Annotated in this window: 17 protein-coding genes, 1 tRNA gene and 1 pseudogene; 6 read left to right on the top strand and 13 right to left on the bottom strand. The window is 72.1% G+C overall.

The annotated features are described in order from the left end of the window. The first annotated feature begins 28 nt into the window (after positions 1-28). A complete protein-coding gene (locus tag M3666_RS15740; RefSeq protein ID WP_251155747.1) occupies positions 29-310 on the top strand; it encodes a GlsB/YeaQ/YmgE family stress response membrane protein in 282 nt (93 codons plus the stop codon). Positions 311-478: 168 nt separating this feature from the next. Then, positions 479-961, top strand: a complete 483-nt coding sequence (locus M3666_RS15735) for a hypothetical protein (RefSeq protein ID WP_251155746.1) — start codon at positions 479-481, stop codon at positions 959-961. Between the two features lie 32 nt (positions 962-993). Here the strand turns inward: M3666_RS15735 and M3666_RS15730 are convergent, their stop codons facing one another. The 4 genes from M3666_RS15730 to M3666_RS16925 form a co-directional block, all read right to left on the bottom strand. Beyond that, the gene (locus M3666_RS15730; RefSeq protein ID WP_066656505.1) at positions 994-2,442 is read right to left on the bottom strand and encodes a flotillin family protein; all 1,449 of its coding nucleotides are present in this window, start codon (positions 2,440-2,442) and stop codon (positions 994-996) included. Positions 2,443-2,677: 235 nt separating this feature from the next. After that, positions 2,678-3,505, bottom strand: a complete 828-nt coding sequence (gene nadE, locus M3666_RS15725) for an ammonia-dependent NAD(+) synthetase (protein ID WP_066656508.1) — start codon at positions 3,503-3,505, stop codon at positions 2,678-2,680. A gap of 76 nt (positions 3,506-3,581) precedes the next feature. Further along, entirely contained in the window at positions 3,582-3,749 is a 168-nt protein-coding gene (locus M3666_RS15720; RefSeq protein ID WP_158407773.1) for a hypothetical protein, read from the bottom strand. A 114-nt stretch (positions 3,750-3,863) separates the two neighbouring features. Continuing rightward, on the bottom strand, positions 3,864-3,992 hold the full coding sequence (locus M3666_RS16925; protein ID WP_268746754.1) for a hypothetical protein: 129 nt from the start codon (positions 3,990-3,992) through the stop codon (positions 3,864-3,866). 454 nt (positions 3,993-4,446) lie between these two features. Here M3666_RS16925 and M3666_RS15715 point away from each other — a divergent pair, with 454 nt between their 5' ends. Continuing rightward, positions 4,447-5,583, top strand: a complete 1,137-nt coding sequence (locus M3666_RS15715) for an AI-2E family transporter (RefSeq protein WP_209685455.1) — start codon at positions 4,447-4,449, stop codon at positions 5,581-5,583. A gap of 480 nt (positions 5,584-6,063) precedes the next feature. Here the strand turns inward: M3666_RS15715 and argG are convergent, their stop codons facing one another. From argG to M3666_RS15680, 7 genes are all read right to left on the bottom strand, one after another. Beyond that, a complete protein-coding gene (argG, locus tag M3666_RS15710) occupies positions 6,064-7,503 on the bottom strand; it encodes an argininosuccinate synthase (RefSeq protein ID WP_209685453.1) in 1,440 nt (479 codons plus the stop codon). Between the two features lie 130 nt (positions 7,504-7,633). Beyond that, positions 7,634-7,708: transfer RNA gene (locus M3666_RS15705), tRNA-Arg, on the bottom strand. 13 nt (positions 7,709-7,721) lie between these two features. Then, a complete protein-coding gene (locus tag M3666_RS15700) occupies positions 7,722-8,825 on the bottom strand; it encodes an epoxide hydrolase family protein (protein WP_251155745.1) in 1,104 nt (367 codons plus the stop codon). 10 nt (positions 8,826-8,835) lie between these two features. Beyond that, on the bottom strand, positions 8,836-9,672 hold the full coding sequence (locus tag M3666_RS15695; RefSeq protein ID WP_209685450.1) for a pentapeptide repeat-containing protein: 837 nt from the start codon (positions 9,670-9,672) through the stop codon (positions 8,836-8,838). Between the two features lie 216 nt (positions 9,673-9,888). Continuing rightward, a complete protein-coding gene (locus tag M3666_RS15690) occupies positions 9,889-10,383 on the bottom strand; it encodes an HNH endonuclease (RefSeq protein ID WP_066656516.1) in 495 nt (164 codons plus the stop codon). Between the two features lie 377 nt (positions 10,384-10,760). Continuing rightward, positions 10,761-11,708 (bottom strand): C40 family peptidase, encoded by a 948-nt coding sequence (locus M3666_RS15685; RefSeq protein WP_066656519.1) that lies wholly within the window; start codon positions 11,706-11,708, stop codon positions 10,761-10,763. Positions 11,709-11,998: 290 nt separating this feature from the next. Beyond that, on the bottom strand, positions 11,999-12,694 hold the full coding sequence (locus M3666_RS15680) for a metal-dependent transcriptional regulator (protein WP_066656523.1): 696 nt from the start codon (positions 12,692-12,694) through the stop codon (positions 11,999-12,001). Positions 12,695-12,859: 165 nt separating this feature from the next. Here M3666_RS15680 and serC point away from each other — a divergent pair, with 165 nt between their 5' ends. Beyond that, positions 12,860-13,978 (top strand): phosphoserine transaminase, encoded by a 1,119-nt coding sequence (gene serC / locus M3666_RS15675; protein ID WP_251155744.1) that lies wholly within the window; start codon positions 12,860-12,862, stop codon positions 13,976-13,978. A 333-nt stretch (positions 13,979-14,311) separates the two neighbouring features. Here the strand turns inward: serC and M3666_RS17265 are convergent. Further along, positions 14,312-14,647: pseudogene (locus tag M3666_RS17265) on the bottom strand (DUF3027 domain-containing protein); the annotation flags it as partial. After that, positions 14,647-15,024, bottom strand: a complete 378-nt coding sequence (locus M3666_RS15670) for a cold-shock protein (RefSeq protein ID WP_066656529.1) — start codon at positions 15,022-15,024, stop codon at positions 14,647-14,649. The gene M3666_RS15670 and the pseudogene M3666_RS17265, both read right to left, overlap by 1 nt. Before the next feature lie 55 nt (positions 15,025-15,079). Here M3666_RS15670 and M3666_RS15665 point away from each other — a divergent pair, with 55 nt between their 5' ends. Then, positions 15,080-15,379 carry a hypothetical protein gene (locus M3666_RS15665; protein ID WP_066656531.1) on the top strand — a complete coding sequence of 100 codons (300 nt, stop codon included), beginning with the start codon at positions 15,080-15,082 and terminating at the stop codon, positions 15,377-15,379. A 28-nt stretch (positions 15,380-15,407) separates the two neighbouring features. After that, complete coding sequence (locus tag M3666_RS15660; RefSeq protein ID WP_251155743.1) at positions 15,408-17,174, top strand: helicase-associated domain-containing protein; 1,767 nt, start codon at positions 15,408-15,410, stop codon at positions 17,172-17,174. Positions 17,175-17,383: the final 209 nt, after the last annotated feature.

Raw genomic sequence — 17,383 nt, 5'->3', positions numbered from 1 at the left:
CGGCACGGTCCATTCCAAGGAGGACATCATGGGCGTCATCGGCACCATCATCGGGCTCATCATCGTCGGCCTCATCGCCGGAGCACTGGCACGACTCATCATCCCCGGCAAGCAGCACATGTCGATCCTCATGACGATCGTGCTCGGCATCATCGGCTCGTTCGTCGGCGGCTTCCTCGGGTTCCTGATCTTCCGGCACAACGTGGAGGACGGCTTCTTCCAGCCGGCCGGCATCATCGGCTCGATCATCGGTGCCGTCATCGTGCTGTTCCTCTACACGCGCTTCGCGGGTCGCGGCGCGCGTCGCTGACCACCGGCAAGCGCCACTGACCGACGTGGGGGTGTCGGAGCGGCACCACGAAGGACCCCGGACCGTGACGGTCCGGGGTCCTTCGTCGTCCCGTGCGACCGGTCGACCCCGAGCAGGGGGGACAGGGTGCTGACGGCCGTACATCGGCCGGGGCGTAGCGTCCCCGCCATGACCGACGAGAACGAACGCCCCCGTCCCGAGGACGACGCCGCACGGCTCGGACTCGTCGTCGTCGGCGAGGCCGCCGCACTGCACGCCGGGGACGACGCCTCGCTCGACGCCAGCGAGGCGAACATCCGCGAGACCGTGGACAGCATGGTCGACGAACCCCTCACGCCCCGGCAGGAGGAGGTCATGGAACGCCTCGCTGCCGCTGGCGGCACCCTCACCGCGGGCCTGAGCGGCGCACTCGCAGCGAAGACCGGCGGGCAGGTCGAGGACGTGCTCGAGGGCGCCGCACGCAGCGTCGTCTGGCAGCAGCGTCTGGCCGCCGAGCGGGACGCGCTGCAGGGACAGCCGCAGGAGTCGACCGACGGCGACCTGGCCACCGACGGCGACCCGGCCACCGACAGCGACCCGGTTGAGGACCAGCGCGAGGACGCCGGCGGCCAGCAGCGACACCGGGACGACGACGGGCGCGACCGGGGCTGACCCGACCGCGCCCGTGCGCACGACCGTGCCCGTCAGTCGACCGGCGCGGCGTCCTGTTCACGCGCGACCGCCCGGGCAGCGGCCTGGCCGGTCGTCGTGCTCTTCACGATGTCGCTCAGCGTGAAGCCGGCCGTGGTGCCGAGCAGCGCGTCGACCTCGCTGAACTGGCTCACGACGCTCTTCGACAGGGCGCCTGCGCCGTCCGAGGACACGACCGTCAGCTTGTCGATGTTGCCCATCGGCGCCGCGAGCTCGCGGGCGATGCTCGGCAGCGTCTCGAGCGCCTTCACCCGGAGCACGGCCTCGGAGTGCTGTGCGAGCGCGTCGGCCTGGGCCTTCGTCGCGTCGGCCTCGGCCTGACCCTTCGCACGGATGGCGTCGGCCGCGGCCTCACCCTCCGCACGTGAGGCGTCGGCGGCGAGCTTGCGGGCGGCAGCCTCGGCCTGGGCCTCGGCGGCGACCGCCTCGGCCGAGATGCGTCGGGCCTCGGCCTGCGCACGGGCCGTCTCGACCTGGGCAGCCGCAGCAGCCTCGGCCTCCACCCGGGTCTTGCGCGCGTTCGCCTCGGCGACCGCGCTCACCTCGGACTCGAGCTCGGCACGACGGAGCTCGGCGCGCTTCTGCGCCGTGATCTGCTCCTGTTCGACGACGCCCTGCGACGCGCGAGCCTGCGCGAGCGGACCAGCCGCTGCGGCCTCGGCCGAAGCCCGGTCGGCGTCGAGCTGCAGCGCCGCACGACGGATGGCGAGGGTGTTCTCGGCCTCGGCGATCGCCTGGTCGGCGGTGGCCCGGGCCTCGCGTGCCTCGCGGTCGGCCTGGGCCTCGGCGTTCTCCGCCTCGAGCCGGACGCGGGCGCGCTCGGCACGACCGAGGTCGCTGATGTAGTCGTTGCGGTCCGAGATGCCCTTGATCTCGAACGAGTCGACGTCGAGACCCTGGCTGTGCAGGGCGTCCTTGGCGACGTCGAGGACCGCCACCGTGAGCTGGTCGCGGTTGCGGATGATCGTCGACACGTCGGTCGCGCCGATCGACGCGCGGAGCGAACCGGACAGGACCTCGCGCGCGAAGTCGTCGATCTTCTTCTCCTGGCCGAGGAAGCGCTGCGCAGCAGCACGGATCGACGCATCGGCCTCGCCCACCTTGACGAGCGCCACGGCCTCGACGTCGATCGTGACGCCGCGGGAGTCCTGCGCGTTCACGTTGATGTCGATGGCACGCGAGGACAGCGAGATCTTCGCCACCCGCTCGAAGAACGGTCGGACGAGCACACCCGCACCGAGGACGACCTTGATGCCGGACTCGACGGTCTCGGTGCCGTCGGGGTTCTTGACCTTCCGCGACCGCTTCCCGGTGATGATGATCGCCTCGTCCGCACCGGCGTTGCGGTAGACGAGCTTGGCGTACACGAGCGCGATCACGGCGAGGACGATGATCCCCACGATGACGAGCGGGACGGCGCCGAGTGCGAGCAGGACTTCCATGATTCCCCCCAGCGGCTCCGGCACGGTCGGTCGTGACCGGGATTCCGCATCTGTTGTTCCGTTGCGCCCATCCTAGGAGCGCGGGGACCGCAGCGGCAGGACGGCGACCGGAGCTGTGGAGAACCGGACGGCCACCAGGACCGACCGGCCACGCGACACGGTCGCACGCACGACGGGAGGCGCGGTGCAGGTCGGGACCTGCACCGCGCCTCCCGTCCGGTCCAGCGCTGTGGCGCTACGCGCCCTGCTGCCACCAGCTGTCGAAGGGCGTCGCGGGCACGCGACGCTTGTGCTCGGTCGCTCGGTAGCGCGACTCGATCGCCTCGGCGACCTCGTCGGGGACGTCGTGCCCCTGCAGGTACGCGTCGATCTCGACGTAGGTCAGGCCGAGGTTGGCCTCGTCGGTCTGCCCGGGCAGGTCGTCGAGCAGGTCCGCGGTCGGCGCCTTCTCGTACAGGCGAGCCGGCGCCCCCAGGTGCTCGAGGAGCTGCCGCCCCTGGCTCTTCGTCAGCCCGGTCAGCGGGGTGAGGTCGACGCCGCCGTCGCCGTACTTCGTGAAGAAGCCCGTCACGGCCTCGGCCGCGTGGTCCGTGCCGACGACCAGCAGTCCGCGCTGCCCGGCCACGGCGTACTGGGCGACCATGCGCATGCGCGCCTTGACGTTGCCCTTCACGAAGTCGCTGAGCGCGACGCCGGACGCCGCGGTGTCCTGCACCACGCCGTCGACGCCGTGCTCGATGTTCACCACGATGCCGGGGTCGGCGGCGATGAACTGCAGCGCGAGCTGCGCGTCGTCCTCGTCGGCCTGCACCCGGTACGGCATGCGGACGGTGACGAACTCGGCCTCGCGTCCCTCGGCGCGGAGGGACTCGACGGCGAGCTGGGTGAGCCGTCCCGCGAGCGTGGAGTCCTGCCCGCCGCTGACGGCGAGGACGAACCCCTTCGCGCCGGTCGTGGTCAGGTAGTCACGCAGGAACGCGACACGGCGGGCGACCTCCTGCTCGGGGTCGATGGTCGGCTGGACGTCGAGGTCCGCAGCGATGGTGGCTTGGAGTTCACGCACCCGACCAGTATCCCGCCGCACCGTCGCGCGCGACCGGATTCACCGGAGGCACGCGGCTGGTGTTCACCCGTTCGACTCAGGCGACCGTCGGGGCGGCGGGGTGCCGGATGGTGTTGTCGTGGTCGGCACCGATCGCGCACGTGCAGACCACACGGAGCATCTCGTCGGTCCGGGTGAGCCGGAAGCGTTCGACGTGCGGCGGGCCGACGTGACGGTCGAACGGATGGGTGTCGTGGTCGTGCACGTCGGGTCCTCCCTGATCCGGGTCCCGCTGGTGAGACGGGACGGGCCACACGGCCCCTGCCGAGGATCATCCGCGCGCAGGCAGGACGGCGCGAGCCCCCGTCCGGGGGCCGCGTCAGACCTGCTCGCCGAGGAAGTCCGCGTACGAGGGTTCGTCGTGCTCGGGACCGGCGGGCACGGAGGCATCCGAGGTGCCACCGACGCGGTCGGCGATCAGCTCGGCGACCTCCTCGGGCGAGCGCATGCCGTGACGGTGCCAGTCCTCGACGGGGCGGGGCGTCACGAGAGCACCTGCAGGGTCGTGGCGGCGAAGGTGGAGACGGGGGTGCGGGTGTGCCCCGCCGGGAAGTCGAGGTGCGTGCAGCACGGGTACGTGGCGGTCATGAGGACCAGCCCTTCATCGAGGTGTTGCTCACCCCGGATCCGACCGGGCCGTCCCGCTGTGCCAGACCCCGCGGACCGCGAGGGCATCGTGACGACGGGACCCTGTGAGTGAACCCGGTGGCCCCAGCGTAGAAGCGGGACAGGAGCGCGTCCAGGTCGATGCGCTTAGCGGCGTCCCCGGACGTCCCCGGCCGCGGGTCGGCTGCGTCGGGACCGCGGGTCGGCTGCGTCGGGACCGCGGGTCGGCTGCGTCGGGACCGCGGGTCGGCTGCGTCGGTAGCGTGGGAGGCTCCGCACCACCACCGAGGAGCCTCATGCCCCTGTTCGGCAACCACCCCACCACGTCCGACGCGACACCGGGACCACTCGCCCGCAAGTGGACCGACGGGTTCGGCAGTCTCGCGACCCGGTGCCTGCAGGTGATCGTCGTGCTCGTGATCGCGATCGGCATCGTGTACGCCGCCGCGACCCTGAGCGTCGTGACGATCCCGGTGCTCCTCGCCCTGATCATCGCGTCCGCCATGCACCCGGTCGTGTCCTGGCTCCGACGGCACAAGGTGCCCTCGGTGCTCGCGACCCTCGCGGTCCTGCTCGGCGTCCTCGTCGTGCTCGGCCTCGTCGGTTGGCTGATCGTCGTCGCGGTCATCTCGCAGTGGCCCGACCTGCAGAAGTCGGCGATCAGCGGTTTCCAGCAGCTGCAGGACACCGTCGCGCACCTGCCGTTCTCGATCTCCGACCAGCAGGTCGACCAGGTGGTGAACGGCGTCCAGGACTTCCTGACCAGCTCGCAGTTCGGGTCGGGCGCCCTGGCCGGGGCGTCGGCCACCGCGAACTTCCTGACCGGCCTGGTGCTGATGATCGTCGTGCTGTTCTTCTTCCTCAAGGACGGGCCGGCGATCTGGGAGTTCCTGCTCCGTCCGTTCACCGGCGCCCGGTACGAGCGTGCACGCCGCGTCGGTGACCGCGTCGTGCAGACCCTCGGCGGCTACGTCCGCGGCACGGCGAGCGTCGCGGCGGTCGACGCGATCGGCATCGGCGTCGGGCTGGCGATCGTCGGGGTGCCGCTCGCGCTCCCCCTCGCCGTCGTCGTGTTCATCACCGCGTTCATCCCGATCGTCGGCGCCACCGCCGCGGGCATCCTCGCCGCGCTCGTCGCCCTCGTCGCGAACGGCCCCGTGGCCGCGCTGATCGTCGTGGGCATCGTGGTGCTCGTCAACCAGCTCGAGGGCAACCTGCTGCAGCCGGTGCTGATGGGCAAGACGCTCAAGCTGCACGGCCTGGTGATCCTGATCGGCCTGACCGCGGGCACCGTGCTCGCGGGCATCACCGGCGCGATCATCTCGGTGCCGCTCCTCGCGGCGGCCTGGGGCGCCGTGCAGGTGTGGGGCGGTCCGGACCGGCCGGCGGAGCCGTGGCGCCAGAAGCGGCCGGAGACCGCCGAGCGGCGGTAGCGGGCCCCACGGGACGGACGGGAGGCGCGGTGCCGGTCGGTACCGCGCCTCCCGTCCGTCGTGTGGGCGCGTCGGCGGCTGGTCGCGGCAGCGCGGCGCTGTCGTACGACGCGGCCGCTGTCGCACGACGACGGTGATGTCGCACGAACCGACCTCGCTCGTGCCGGATCGGCCGAAACGACACCGCCGCTGTCGCACGACGACGGTGATGTCGCACGGCCCGACCCCCACTCCCGACGCGAGGGACGTCCCGCGCCGAAGCACCTGTCGATCGACCCGCGCGATGTCGGCCGATGCACCCGCGACCGATGCAGGCGCACAGGACGACACCGCGCACGTCGTTCGACGCGCGCAACGTCGAAGTACGCGTGTGCACGCGGCTCGGAAGAGCCACACGCCCTCTCCCGACGCACGCCACGGACGACGAACGGGAGCCCCTGCGCGCGGCAGGGGCTCCCGTTCGTGTCGGTGCGGTGTGTGTCAGTCGGTACCGGAGTCGAAGGCGGCGCCCTCGGACGCGGCGTCCGTCGCGCGACCGAGTGCCTCGTCCTCGCTGGACACGACGGCTCCGCCGAGGATCTCCTCGGCCTCGCCCGACTGCAGCTCGCCGACGAGTTCGCCCGTCGCGCCGCCGATCAGCCCGGCCGCCGCGTACTGCTCGAGGCGCGAGCGCGAGTCCGCGATGTCGAGGTTGCGCATCGTGAGCTGCCCGATGCGGTCGTCCGGACCGAACGCTGCGTCGCCGACACGCTCCATCGAGAGCTTGTCCGGGTGGTACGACAGCGCCGGACCCGTGGTGTCGAGGATCGTGTAGTCGTCACCACGCCGCAGGCGCAGCGTGACCTCACCGGTGACGGCGGAGGCGACCCAGCGCTGCAGCGACTCGCGCAGCATGAGGGACTGCGGGTCGAGCCACCGGCCCTCGTACATCAGACGTCCGAGACGACGACCCTCGTTGTGGTACGCCGCGACGGTGTCCTCGTTGTGGATCGCGTTGAGCAGACGCTCGTAGGCGATGTGCAGCAGGGCCATGCCCGGCGCCTCGTAGATGCCGCGGCTCTTGGCCTCGATGATGCGGTTCTCGATCTGGTCGCTCGCGCCGAGGCCGTGGCGACCACCGATGGCGTTCGCCTCGTACACGAGCGCGACGGCGTCGGCGTACTCGACGCCGTTGATGGCGACCGGGCGGCCGGCCTCGAAGCGGACCGAGACCTCTTCGGTGGCTACCTCGACGTCGTCACGCCAGGCGGCGACGCCCATGATCGGCTCGACGATGTCCAGACCGCTCGAGAGCTCCTCGAGGCTCTTCGCCTCGTGCGTTGCTCCCCAGATGTTCGCGTCGGTCGAGTAGGCCTTCTCGGTGGAGTCGCGGTACGGGAACCCACGGGCGACGAGCCACTCGCTCATCTCCTTGCGACCGCCGAGCTCCTCGACGAACTCGGTGTCGAGCCACGGCTTGTAGACGCGCAGCCGCGGGTTGGCCATCAGGCCGTAGCGGTAGAACCGCTCGATGTCGTTGCCCTTGTAGGTGGAGCCGTCGCCCCAGATGTCGACCCCGTCCTCCTTCATGGCGCGGACGAGCATCGTGCCCGTCACCGCGCGGCCGAGCGGCGTCGTGTTGAAGTAGGTCTTGCCGCCGGAGCGGATGTGGAAGGCACCGGTCTGCAGGGCGACGAGGCCCTCTTCGACCAGGGCGCTCTTCGCGTCGACGATGCGGGCGATCTCGGCGCCGTACTCCTTCGCGCGACCCGGGACGGCGTCGATGTCCGGCTCGTCGTACTGGCCGATGTCGGCCGTGTACGTGCAGGGCACCGCTCCCTTCTCGCGCATCCAGGCGACCGCGCAGGAGGTGTCGAGACCTCCGGAGAACGCGATGCCGACTCGTTCGCCGACGGGGAGACTGCTCAGGACCTTGGACACGGGGTCAATCGTACGGGGCGCTGGGCCCGGGCTACCGTCCAGGGCGACGGTTGTGGAGAACCCGTTCCGGCCCAGACGACGGCTGGTGCCCCTGGACGAGCACTGCAGGGACACGAACCCCGACTCGACGTGGTGCCCCTGGAGGGACTCGAACCCCCAACCGTTTCCTTAGGACGGAACTGCTCTTCCATTGAGCTACAGAGGCTGGCCCGTCCACTCTAGCGGCGGTACGGCTCCAGGAACGCGCAGACCTCGTCCACGAACAGCTCCGGCACCTCGAACGGCGCGAAGTGCCCGCCCCGGTCGAGTTCGTGGTGGTGCACGAGGTTCGTCGTGCGCTCGAGCCACTCCCGCGGAGCCCGCACGATGTCGCCCGGGAACACCGAGAACCCCGACGGCACCTCCACCCGTCGACGCAGTTGCGCAGCGGGGATCGCCGCGTTCGCGTGGTACATCCGCATGGAGGACCCGATCGTCGCCGTCGCCCAGTACTCGGTCAGCAGCGCCAGGACCTCGTCCCGCGTGTACACCGACCACAGGTCGCCGCCGCGGTCGCTCCACGACCGGAGCTTCTCGACGATCCACGCAGCGAGGCCCGCGGGTGAGTCGGTCAGCCCGACGGCGGCGGTCTGCGGCTTCGTGCGGTGCATCATCGCGTAGGCGCCCTCGGCGGTCCGCCACCGCTCGGTCTCCTGCACGAAGGCCCGCTCCGCCGGGGACAGCTCCGTGGTGTCGATCCCGGGCCACGCCAGCCCGCCGTCGATCCGGTGCACGGCGACCACACGGTCGGGGTGGTCGAGTGCGAGGTACCGGACGACGTGCGTCCCGATGTCCCCGCCGGAGGCCGCGAACCGGTCGTACCCGAGGTCGGTCATCAGTGTCGCCCACATGCCGGCCACCTCGCGGGCATCGAGCACGCGCGGTGGCGCGTCCGAGAACCCGTACCCGGGCATGTCCGGCACGACGACGTCGAACCCGGCCTCGACGAGCATCGGCAGGACCTTGCGGTACCGCCACCCGGAGTCCGGCCACCCGTGGGCGAGCAGCAGCGGGAGGGCGTCGGGACGGCCGGATCGCGCGTGGAGCACGTGCACCCGGACGCCGTCGACGACGTGCCGCTCGGACGGCAGCGCGGCGAGCTGCTCCCGGTGCGCGTCGAAGTCGAACCCGTCGGCCCAGTACTCGACCAGCGACCGGAGCTCGTCCACGTCGACGCCCAGCGACCACCCGGTGCCGGCGAGTGCGTCCGGCCAGCGGGTCGCGCGGAGCCGGGCGCGGAGGTCTCCGATCGTGGCGTCGTCGATCACGGGCGTCTCGCTCATGGCTCGCACGCTACGCGCCGCCGCTGCCCCAGTGCGACGGGCGGACGACGTCAACCGGGAGCCGCGTGCGCTCGTCGCCCTGCGCCGCGTTGACCTGCATCTGGGTCAGGAAGAGGGAGCCCGAGAGGTCCGCCCCGTGCACACGCGCACCACGCAGGTCCGCGCCGAGCAGGTCGACTCCGTCGAGGTCGGCCCCCGAGAGGTCAGCGCCGATCAGGTACGCGCCGCGGAGGTCCGCCCCGCACAGGCTGACGCCGTGGAAGCGCCGACCCATCAGGTCGGCCCCGGGCGACAGGACCGCGGGCAGGACCGTCGCGTACCCGCCCCGCACCTCGGCGCTCACCTCGACCAGGACCGCGCGGACCTCCTCGTGCAGCCCGACCAGGTCGAGCCCGAGGACCACGGTCGGCCCCTGCCCGATCGCGTCCTCGATCCGCTCCACCAACGCTGCCGACGCCTCGGGCTGGAGCCTGCGGACCGCGCCCTCGGCCAGGTACCAGAGGAGGTCGTGGAGCTGTCGGACGACACGGAAGACGGCGAACATCTCGACCCGCACGTCCTGGCGCTGGTGCCGGTCCACGCCACCGTAGAGCTGTCCGGTGACGCGCTGTCCGGCACCGGCGCAGTCGAAGACGGTGCAGCCGCGGTACCCGCGTGGCCGGAGTGACTCGTGGACGGTGCACGAGAAGTCGTCGGCGAGGTTCCGGCACGGGTCGCCCGGCGCCTTGTCGACGGGGAAGTCAGCGGACCGCGTGAAGCCGAACGCGGCGCAGCAGAGGGCCGCGCAGGACCCGCAGTCGGCGCGCAGGTCGGCGCGGTCGGGTCCGGGGAACGAGGAAGAGGTCATCGGTGGTCGTCCAGTGTGTCGAGGTGGAGGTGGCGACGGCGGGGACTCCCGAGGAGTCCACCCGCAGGGCACACGCGACCACCGCCTCCTGGACGAGGCGACGAAGCAGCTGGGTCACAGCGATGAGCGGATCACTGCGGCCAGACCACGCGACGGACGGGAGGCACGGGGCGGCCCCGCCACGCGCCTCCCGTCCGTCGCGACGCCGAGCCGGCGCTACGCGGCCACCAGGTACTCGTCCCACTCCGACTGCGGGCGCTCGATCCCCCGCACCACCCAGGACGCACCGTGCGGCGCCTTCGGCCGGAAGCGCAGCCGCCACCCCATCTCCTGCGGGGTGCGGTCGCCCTTCGTGTTGTTGCAGGCCAGGCAGCAGGCGACGAGGTTCTCCCACGAGTCCTGGCCGCCGCGCGACCGGGGCTGCACGTGGTCGATCGTGGTGGCGTGCCGGTCGCAGTAGGCACAGCGGTTGGCGTCACGCCGCAGCACCCCGCGGCGCGAGACCGGCACGAGTCTCGCGTGCGGGATCCGCACGTAGCGGGTCAGGATGATGACGGACGGACGATCGAAGCTCGCGGAGGACCCCGAGACCGGGTGGTCGAGGTCGGCGGCGATGACGGCGGCCTTCTGGTTCATGACCAGCACGAGGGCCCGTCGGTCCGAGATCACCGCGAGGGGCTCGTAACCGGCGTTGAGGACGAGAGTGCGCATGGGTTCCCTTCCGACGGTGCCTGGACGGCTTCCAGGCGCTGCGGGTGCGTCGGGTCGATCGACGTCGACAGGGGACCGCGACCTGTGACCACGCCCTGAACCACGAAGAGCACCACCCGGATGGGCAGTGCTCTCGTCAGACAGGGGCGTGATGGTGCACGCAGGGGGCGGTCGACCGTATGTCCACGAGCGCGCGCCGACCCGTGGTGCGGGTCGTGCGGAGCGCTGACATGAGGTCTCCCGTGTTCGGGCCGGATCGGACCGGTGCAGCACCAGGGTACGTCGGAAACCGGCCCGACACGAGGGTGTGCGGACCGGTTTCCGGGAGTGTTCACGGGAACGACACCAGGGTCGTCACCGTCGTGCGGGTGCTCGGGTCAGATGCCGAAGCGCACGATGTGGTAGCTGCTCGTCCAGATCGGGCGGATCGAGACGGAGCCACCGGGCTTCGGCGCGTCCATGATCATGCCGTTGCCCATGTAGAAGCCGTCGTGCGAACCGTCGTTGAAGATGACGACGTCGCCCGGCTGCGCCTGGGACTCGGGGATCGTGGTGCCCGCGGCGTCCTGCAGCGGGACCGAGTGCGGCAGGCTGATGCCGTACTGCGCGTAGACGTACATGATGTAGCCCGAGCAGTCGAAGCCGGACGGGTCCGCGCCGCCGAAGACGTACGGGGTGCCGATGTACTGCTTCGCGGTGGCGACGACGGCCGGCAGCGAGAACGGAGTGTTCGCGGCGGCCGCCGTGGTGGCGATCTCGTTCGCGGACGGGCCGCTGTACGACGAGTACTGCTTCGCGGTCTGCGCGCGCGCCGCCTGGGTCGCTGCGGCCTGGGCCTGCGCAGCCGCGGCCTGCTCGGCGGCGGCCTTCTGCGCGGCCTCGGCGTCGAGGGTGGACTGCGCGGTCGCGCCGTAGCCGTCACGCGACGTCCCGGCGAGGGCCACGGCGTCGGACACCGAGAACTGCTGTGCCTGGGTCGTGCGGACCTGGCGCTGCGCGTCGGCGGCGGTCGAACCGGTCTGCTGCGTCGCGGCGAAGGCCGGGGCGACGGCCACGGTGCCGAACATGCCGGCGGCGACCGTCAGCACGACGGGGGCGAGGAACCGGCGCTTGCGGGCCGAGCTGCTCGCCTTGGCGGTCTCGGCGGCGCGGGCGGCCTGCGCAGCGCGACGGCCGCCGGGGAGCGGGGCGTCGCGGACGGGGGTGATGCGACGGGCGGGGGCTTCGGTCTGGCGCGCGGCCCGCCGGGTGAGCGGGGCGTCGTTCGCGGTGTTCGTCGGGTTGGCGGGCGTCTGGTCGTCCGCGGCGGAACCGGTCTGCGTCAAGGGTGGTGTCTCCGGCGTCTCGTCACCGTCTCCGCCTGGGTCAGGGCGGAGGGGCGGACCCCATCCGTTCGTCATCGTTTCCGATCGAGGCAGGAGACGGGTTCGAGACGTCCTGCCACGGGTCCTGGGCCTCGTGGGCGGCCCGGGGACTCGACGAGTGTACGTGGGGGCCGTTACCTTGTCGAGATGAAACGACGGTTCGGTAACGGAACGATCACGAACCCCTGATCAGCAGCGACTGAGCCTCGTGACCTTGTGCCGATTCTCAGGCTCGGACGGAGCCCCGACGGTCAGTCCCGCTCGATGTAGACGTGCTGCGCGACCTCGGTCGGCAGCTCGATGCCGGCGTCCTCGCCGTCCACCCGGACCGCGACGTACGCACCGGCGCGCTGCACCCGGGCGACACGGCCGGGCATGACGCCGGCGGTGCGCAGCTGGTGCAGCAGCTCGGGCTCGAACTGCACCGGTTCACCCAGGCGACGCACGACGCCGACCGCGACGGCGTCCGTGCCGTCGGTCGCCGCGACGATGTTCTGCACACCGTCGAGGAACTGTCCCGCCGTCGGTCCACCGATCTCGGCGAGCCCGGGGATCGGGTTGCCGTAGGGCGACTCCGTGGGGTTGCCGAGCATCTCGAGCAGTCGGACCTCGACCTGCTCGCTCATCACGTGCTCCCAGCGGCAGGCCTCGTCGTGCACGAAGGCCCAGTCGAGTCCGATCACGTCGGCGAGGAGCCGTTCGGCCAGCCGGTGCTTGCGCATCACGTGCGTCGCCCGCGAGCGCCCCTCACCCGTGAGCTCGAGGTGGCGGTCACCGGAGACGACGACCAGACCGTCGCGCTCCATCCGCGCGATCGTCTGGGAGACGGTGGGACCGGAGTGTCCGAGACGCTCGGAGATGCGCGCGCGCAGCGGCACGATCCCCTCTTCCTCGAGGTCGAGGATCGTCCGCAGGTACATCTCCGTGGTGTCGACGAGATCGGTCACGGTCCGCCTCTCATGTCTGGGCCCAGCCCGATCCACCCTACTTGAGCAGTGCGACAAGACCGCACCGACGAGCGCGCTCCACGGCCTGGAGGCGCGGGTCGGGTCCGCCCCGTCCGGCCGGTCCAGGGTCGGTGACGGTGGGATACCGCTCGCTAGGATCGGCGCATGGCAGACATCGTCATCCCCGCCGAACTCCTCCCGACCGACGGACGCTTCGGCTGCGGCCCGTCCAAGATCCGCGGCGCGCAGCTCGAGTCGCTCGTGACCCGCGGGGCGACGATCCTCGGGACGTCCCACCGCCAGAAGCCCGTGAAGGACCTCGTCGGCAGCGTCCGCCGCGGCCTCGCCGACCTCTTCCAGCTCCCGGACGGCTACGAGGTCGTCCTCGGCAACGGCGGCTCGACCGCGTTCTGGGACGCCGCCGCCTTCGGGCTGGTCGAACGTCGTGCCGAGAACCTGTCCTTCGGCGAGTTCGGCTCGAAGTTCGCCAAGGCCACGGACACCCCGTGGCTCGAGGCCCCGCACGTCGTCGAGGCGCCCGGCGGCTCGCTCGCCGCGCTCGAGCCCGTCGAGGGCGTCGACGTCTACGCCTACCCGCACAACGAGACCTCGACCGGCGTCATGGCGCCGGTCGTCCGCGCTGCGGGTGACGACGGCGCGCTGACCCTCGTCGACGCCACGAGCGCCGCCGGTGGTGCCGCGTTCGACGTCACCGCGACCGACGTCTACTACTTCGCGCCCCAGAAGAACTTCGCCTCGGACGGAGGGCTGTGGCTCGCCCTGTTCTCCCCAGCCGCGATCGAGCGCGTCGAGCGCATCGCCGCCTCGGACCGCTACATCCCGGAGTTCCTCTCCCTGCAGAACGCCGTGGACAACTCGCGGCTCGACCAGACGCTGAACACCCCGGCGCTCGCGACCCTGCTGCTGCTCGACGACCAGGTCGACTGGATCAACCAGTCCGGTGGTCTGGCGTGGGCCGACACCCGCACGAAGACGTCGTCGTCGACGATCTACGACTGGGCCGAGGCCTCCGACCACGCCACCCCGTTCGTCACCGACCCCGCCCACCGGTCGCAGGTCGTGGCGACGATCGACCTCGACGAGTCGATCGACGCGAAGGCCGTCGCCGCGACGCTCCGCGCGAACGGCATCGTCGACACCGAGCCGTACCGGAAGCTCGGCCGCAACCAGCTCCGTGTCGCCACGTTCACCGCGATCGACCCGGACGACGTGGCGAAGCTCGTGCGGGCGATCGACTTCGTCATCGGCGAGCTGCGCGGCTGAGGCGCCAGCACGGACGGACGGGTCGAGCCGGTCGAGCTCGAGGTCCTGGTCGGGGTCGGTCGGCCGGACGCGGGAAGCCCGACGACGCGAGCCGCGGGAGCGCACCGGAGCGGGGTCCTCGGCGACGTCGTCCGCCGCGTCGTCATCGGAGTCGTCGTCCGCCGCGTCGACGTCGACGCCGTCGAGCTCGTCGTCGTCCGACTCCGCGAGGTCGTCCTCGTCGTCCTCGAACTCGTCGTCGTCGTCGTCCGAGGCGTCGTCGTCTGCCTCGTCGTCGTCCGGGTCGTCGTAGTCGGACTCCTCGGCGTCGTCGAGGTCGTCGTCCTCGTCCGACTCGTCGTCGTCCTCGTCGTCCGACTCGTCGTCGTCGTCCTCGTCCGCCTGGCCGGCGCGGTACTCCGCCATCCGGTCCGCCCACGGCACCCAGTCCGGAGCGACCAGCGAGCCGTCGCCCGGCATCAGCTCGACCTCGAGCACGGTGGGCTCGTCGCCCTCGACCTGCGCGATCGAGACCGTCCAGCGCCACCCGGGGTAGCCGGGCATCCGGTTCGAGAACAGGACCGAGACGACGCCGTCGCCCTCGTCCACGGTGCCGACCGGCTGGCCGACCGTCGACTCCGGCGTGACCTCGAGCAGCGCCTTCCGCGCGAGCTCCGTGTGGTCGATCATCAGGCGTCCAACTGGTCTGCGACGTGGCGCAGGATCGCGGCGAGGCGTTCGCCGTTCTTCGGGTAGCGCCCGTGGCGCAGGTCGCCGCTGACCCGGTCGAGCTCCTTCACCAGGTCCTCGACGATCACCGCCATGTCATCGGCGGAGCGGCGGGACATCTTCGCGAGCGAGGGCGCCGGCTCGAGCAGCCGCACGGACAGCGCCTGCGAGCCCTTCTTGCCCTGCACGACGCCGTACTCGAGGCGGGTGCCGGCCTTGACCGAGGTGACGCCGTCCGGCAGCGAGGACGCGTGCAGGAAGACCGGCTCACCGTCGTCGCCGGTGATGAACCCGAACCCCTTCTGGTCGTCGTAGAACTTGACCTTGCCGGTGGGCATGCGTGGACTCCTCGTGGTCGTGGAACGGCCGTGGTGCGTCGGATATCCTGGGCCGATGGCCAAGCCGACCCGATCCACCGGGAACACGCGCGAACCCGCGGACACCCCGGTGACGTTCAATCGTACCGAACGCGTCCTCGGGTTCATGATCGGCGGCATCTTCATCGCCGGTCTCCTCTGCATCATCGCGATGGTCGTGATGTGGCTGACCGTCCCGAGCGCCAACGGATCGATGCCCTGGCCGGTGATCATGGCGGTCCCGCTGATCGGTCTGCCCATCGGCATGGTGCTGGTCCTCGTCCTGCTCGGACTGACCTGGACCAAGCGCGCCCGCGAGAACCGGTCGGACCGCTGAGGACCCGCGCGGACCGGAGCGGCGGACGATGACGACCACCGCCGACCTCGCCGCCCGGCTGCGGGGGATGTCCGACGACGAGCTGGAACGGCTCGTGGTCGCCCGCCGTCTGCCCGCGGCCGTCCTCGCCGAGTCCGGCCCGCAGCACGCGGCCGACTTCTTCGACCTCGCCGAGGCGCTGCGCACCGACGACGCCGTCGACGCCGCGCTCGAGCACCTGCCCCGGGCGACCCTCCTCGCCCTCCGCGACGGGTCGGCTGACGCCGACGCGCTCGCCCCGGCGGTCGCGCTGGGCCTCGCCGACGACGCGGGCTCGGTGGACGACGCCGTCGCCGGACGACTGGCTGCCCACGCCGAGGTCGCCGACCTCCGGCCGGGAGGCACGGCGCCGGTCCGCCCCGCCGCGCCCGACGAGCAGGTGGCCGACCAGGAGCGCGCCCGCGCGACCGGCGCGGAGCGTGCGTTCACGACGATGACGGTGCTCGCCGAGCTGCTCCGCGCGGTCGACGCCGGCGAGGTCCGCGAACTCGTCAAGGGCGGCATCGGCACGCCGCTCGCCCGGACCCTCGGCGAGCGCGTCGGCACCGACCCGGACGTCGTGCCGGACCGGCTCACGCTGCTGGACCGCACCGGCCTCGCGCACCCCGGCGAGGGGCGCTGGGCCGTGTCGTCCGAGGGGCGCACCTGGCTCGTCGCGGCCTGGCCGGACCGCTGGGTGGACCTGGCCGGACGGTGGTGGCGCTCGCTCGACCCGGCCGTGCACGACGTGCTCCGGGCGGCCGACGACGACCTGCACGACCTGGTCGCCGTCGGACGCTGGGCCTTCCCGGCGGGCGCCCGGTGGCTCGACGCCGTCCTGCTCGACGTCGCCGGCACCGCCGAGGTCCTCGGGCTCGCGGTCGACGGCACGGTGACGGCGACGGGCCGAGCGGTCCTCGACGGCGATGCCGACGCCGCAGCCGACGACCTGCCGCCGACCGTCGACGGCGTCTACCTGCAGCACGACCTGACGGTCATCGCCCCGGGGCCGCTCACTCCCGCCGACGACGACGCACTCCGGAGCGTCGCCGACCTCGAGGCACCGGGGTTGGCCGCCCGGTACCGCGTCTCCGAGGACTCCGTGCGGCGGGCGGTCCGGGCCGGCAGCACGCGTGAGGACCTGCTCGCGCTGCTGGACCGACTCTCGGCGACCGACGTGCCGCAGCCCCTCACCTACCTCGTCGACCAGGTGGCGTCGCGGGACGGCGGCCTCGTGGTCGACGTCGCGCCGGACGGTCGCGGGGCGGTCGTGCACGGGACGCCGGACCAGCTCGACCTGGTCGGGGTCGACGCCGAGCTGCGCCAGCTCACCTGGGAACGCGCCGACCTGACGACGCTCACCGCCCCGCACCCGCCGCACGTGGTCCACGCGGCGCTCGAGGAGCAGCGGTACCCGGCCGTGCTGACGGCCGCCGCCCGTCCCGTGGCCTCGGACGCGCCTCCCGGCCGTCGGCGTGGTGGCGCCGGTCGGACGCCGGAACAGGCCGCCCACGCGCTCGTGGAACGCCTGCGCCTGACGACGGAGCGCGGCGACGCGGAGCCGGAGCAGGAGTGGCTCGGGCGGCAGATCGACCTGGCGGTGCGCGGGAAGACGCCGATCCGGCTGACCGTCCGCATGCCGGACGGGTCGGAGCGACCGATCTCGATCGTGCCGACGTCGGTCGCCGCCGGGCGGGTCCGCGGCCGTGACACCGCGGTCGACGTGGAGCGGACGCTGCCGCTGTCGCTCGTCGTCGCGGTCGAGAGCGAGGCCTGAGCCGCGCGTCCCTGCACAGCCGCGCCCCGCGAGCCGGTTCTCCACCGTTGCGCACCGGGGGCGGCGGCTCGCAGCCGCGCCGCCTAGGGCGTGTTGATCAAGAAGGTGCGGGGTGGCCAGCCGCCGCGAGTTGCGCGGGAGAATGGGCGTATGAAGATCCAGGTGCTGCATATCGAGGATTGCCCGAATTGGCAGGAGGCGGGCGATCG

The sequence above is a fragment of the Curtobacterium sp. ODYSSEY 48 V2 genome (genome assembly GCF_023712625.1).
Taxonomy (GTDB): Bacteria; Actinomycetota; Actinomycetes; order Actinomycetales; family Microbacteriaceae; genus Curtobacterium.
Note: the sequence above shows the minus strand (reverse complement) of the source record. Positions and strands in the feature narration are given on the sequence as shown.

Bases quoted from the DNA above. Each gene is read 5' to 3' on its own strand.
- M3666_RS15715 (WP_209685455.1), top strand. From the start codon at position 4,447: ATGCCCCTGTTCGGCAACCACCCCACCACGTCCGACGCGACACCGGGA.
- M3666_RS15730 (WP_066656505.1), bottom strand. From the start codon at position 2,442: ATGGAAGTCCTGCTCGCACTCGGCGCCGTCCCGCTCGTCATCGTGGGG.
- M3666_RS15735 (WP_251155746.1), top strand. From the start codon at position 479: ATGACCGACGAGAACGAACGCCCCCGTCCCGAGGACGACGCCGCACGG.
- serC (WP_251155744.1), top strand. From the start codon at position 12,860: ATGGCAGACATCGTCATCCCCGCCGAACTCCTCCCGACCGACGGACGC.
- M3666_RS15665 (WP_066656531.1), top strand. From the start codon at position 15,080: ATGGCCAAGCCGACCCGATCCACCGGGAACACGCGCGAACCCGCGGAC.
- M3666_RS15670 (WP_066656529.1), bottom strand. From the start codon at position 15,024: ATGCCCACCGGCAAGGTCAAGTTCTACGACGACCAGAAGGGGTTCGGG.
- M3666_RS16925 (WP_268746754.1), bottom strand. From the start codon at position 3,992: ATGCGCTCGCCCGAGGAGGTCGCCGAGCTGATCGCCGACCGCGTCGGT.
- M3666_RS15700 (WP_251155745.1), bottom strand. From the start codon at position 8,825: ATGAGCGAGACGCCCGTGATCGACGACGCCACGATCGGAGACCTCCGC.
- M3666_RS15660 (WP_251155743.1), top strand. From the start codon at position 15,408: ATGACGACCACCGCCGACCTCGCCGCCCGGCTGCGGGGGATGTCCGAC.
- M3666_RS15695 (WP_209685450.1), bottom strand. From the start codon at position 9,672: ATGACCTCTTCCTCGTTCCCCGGACCCGACCGCGCCGACCTGCGCGCC.
- M3666_RS15690 (WP_066656516.1), bottom strand. From the start codon at position 10,383: ATGCGCACTCTCGTCCTCAACGCCGGTTACGAGCCCCTCGCGGTGATC.
- M3666_RS15740 (WP_251155747.1), top strand. From the start codon at position 29: ATGGGCGTCATCGGCACCATCATCGGGCTCATCATCGTCGGCCTCATC.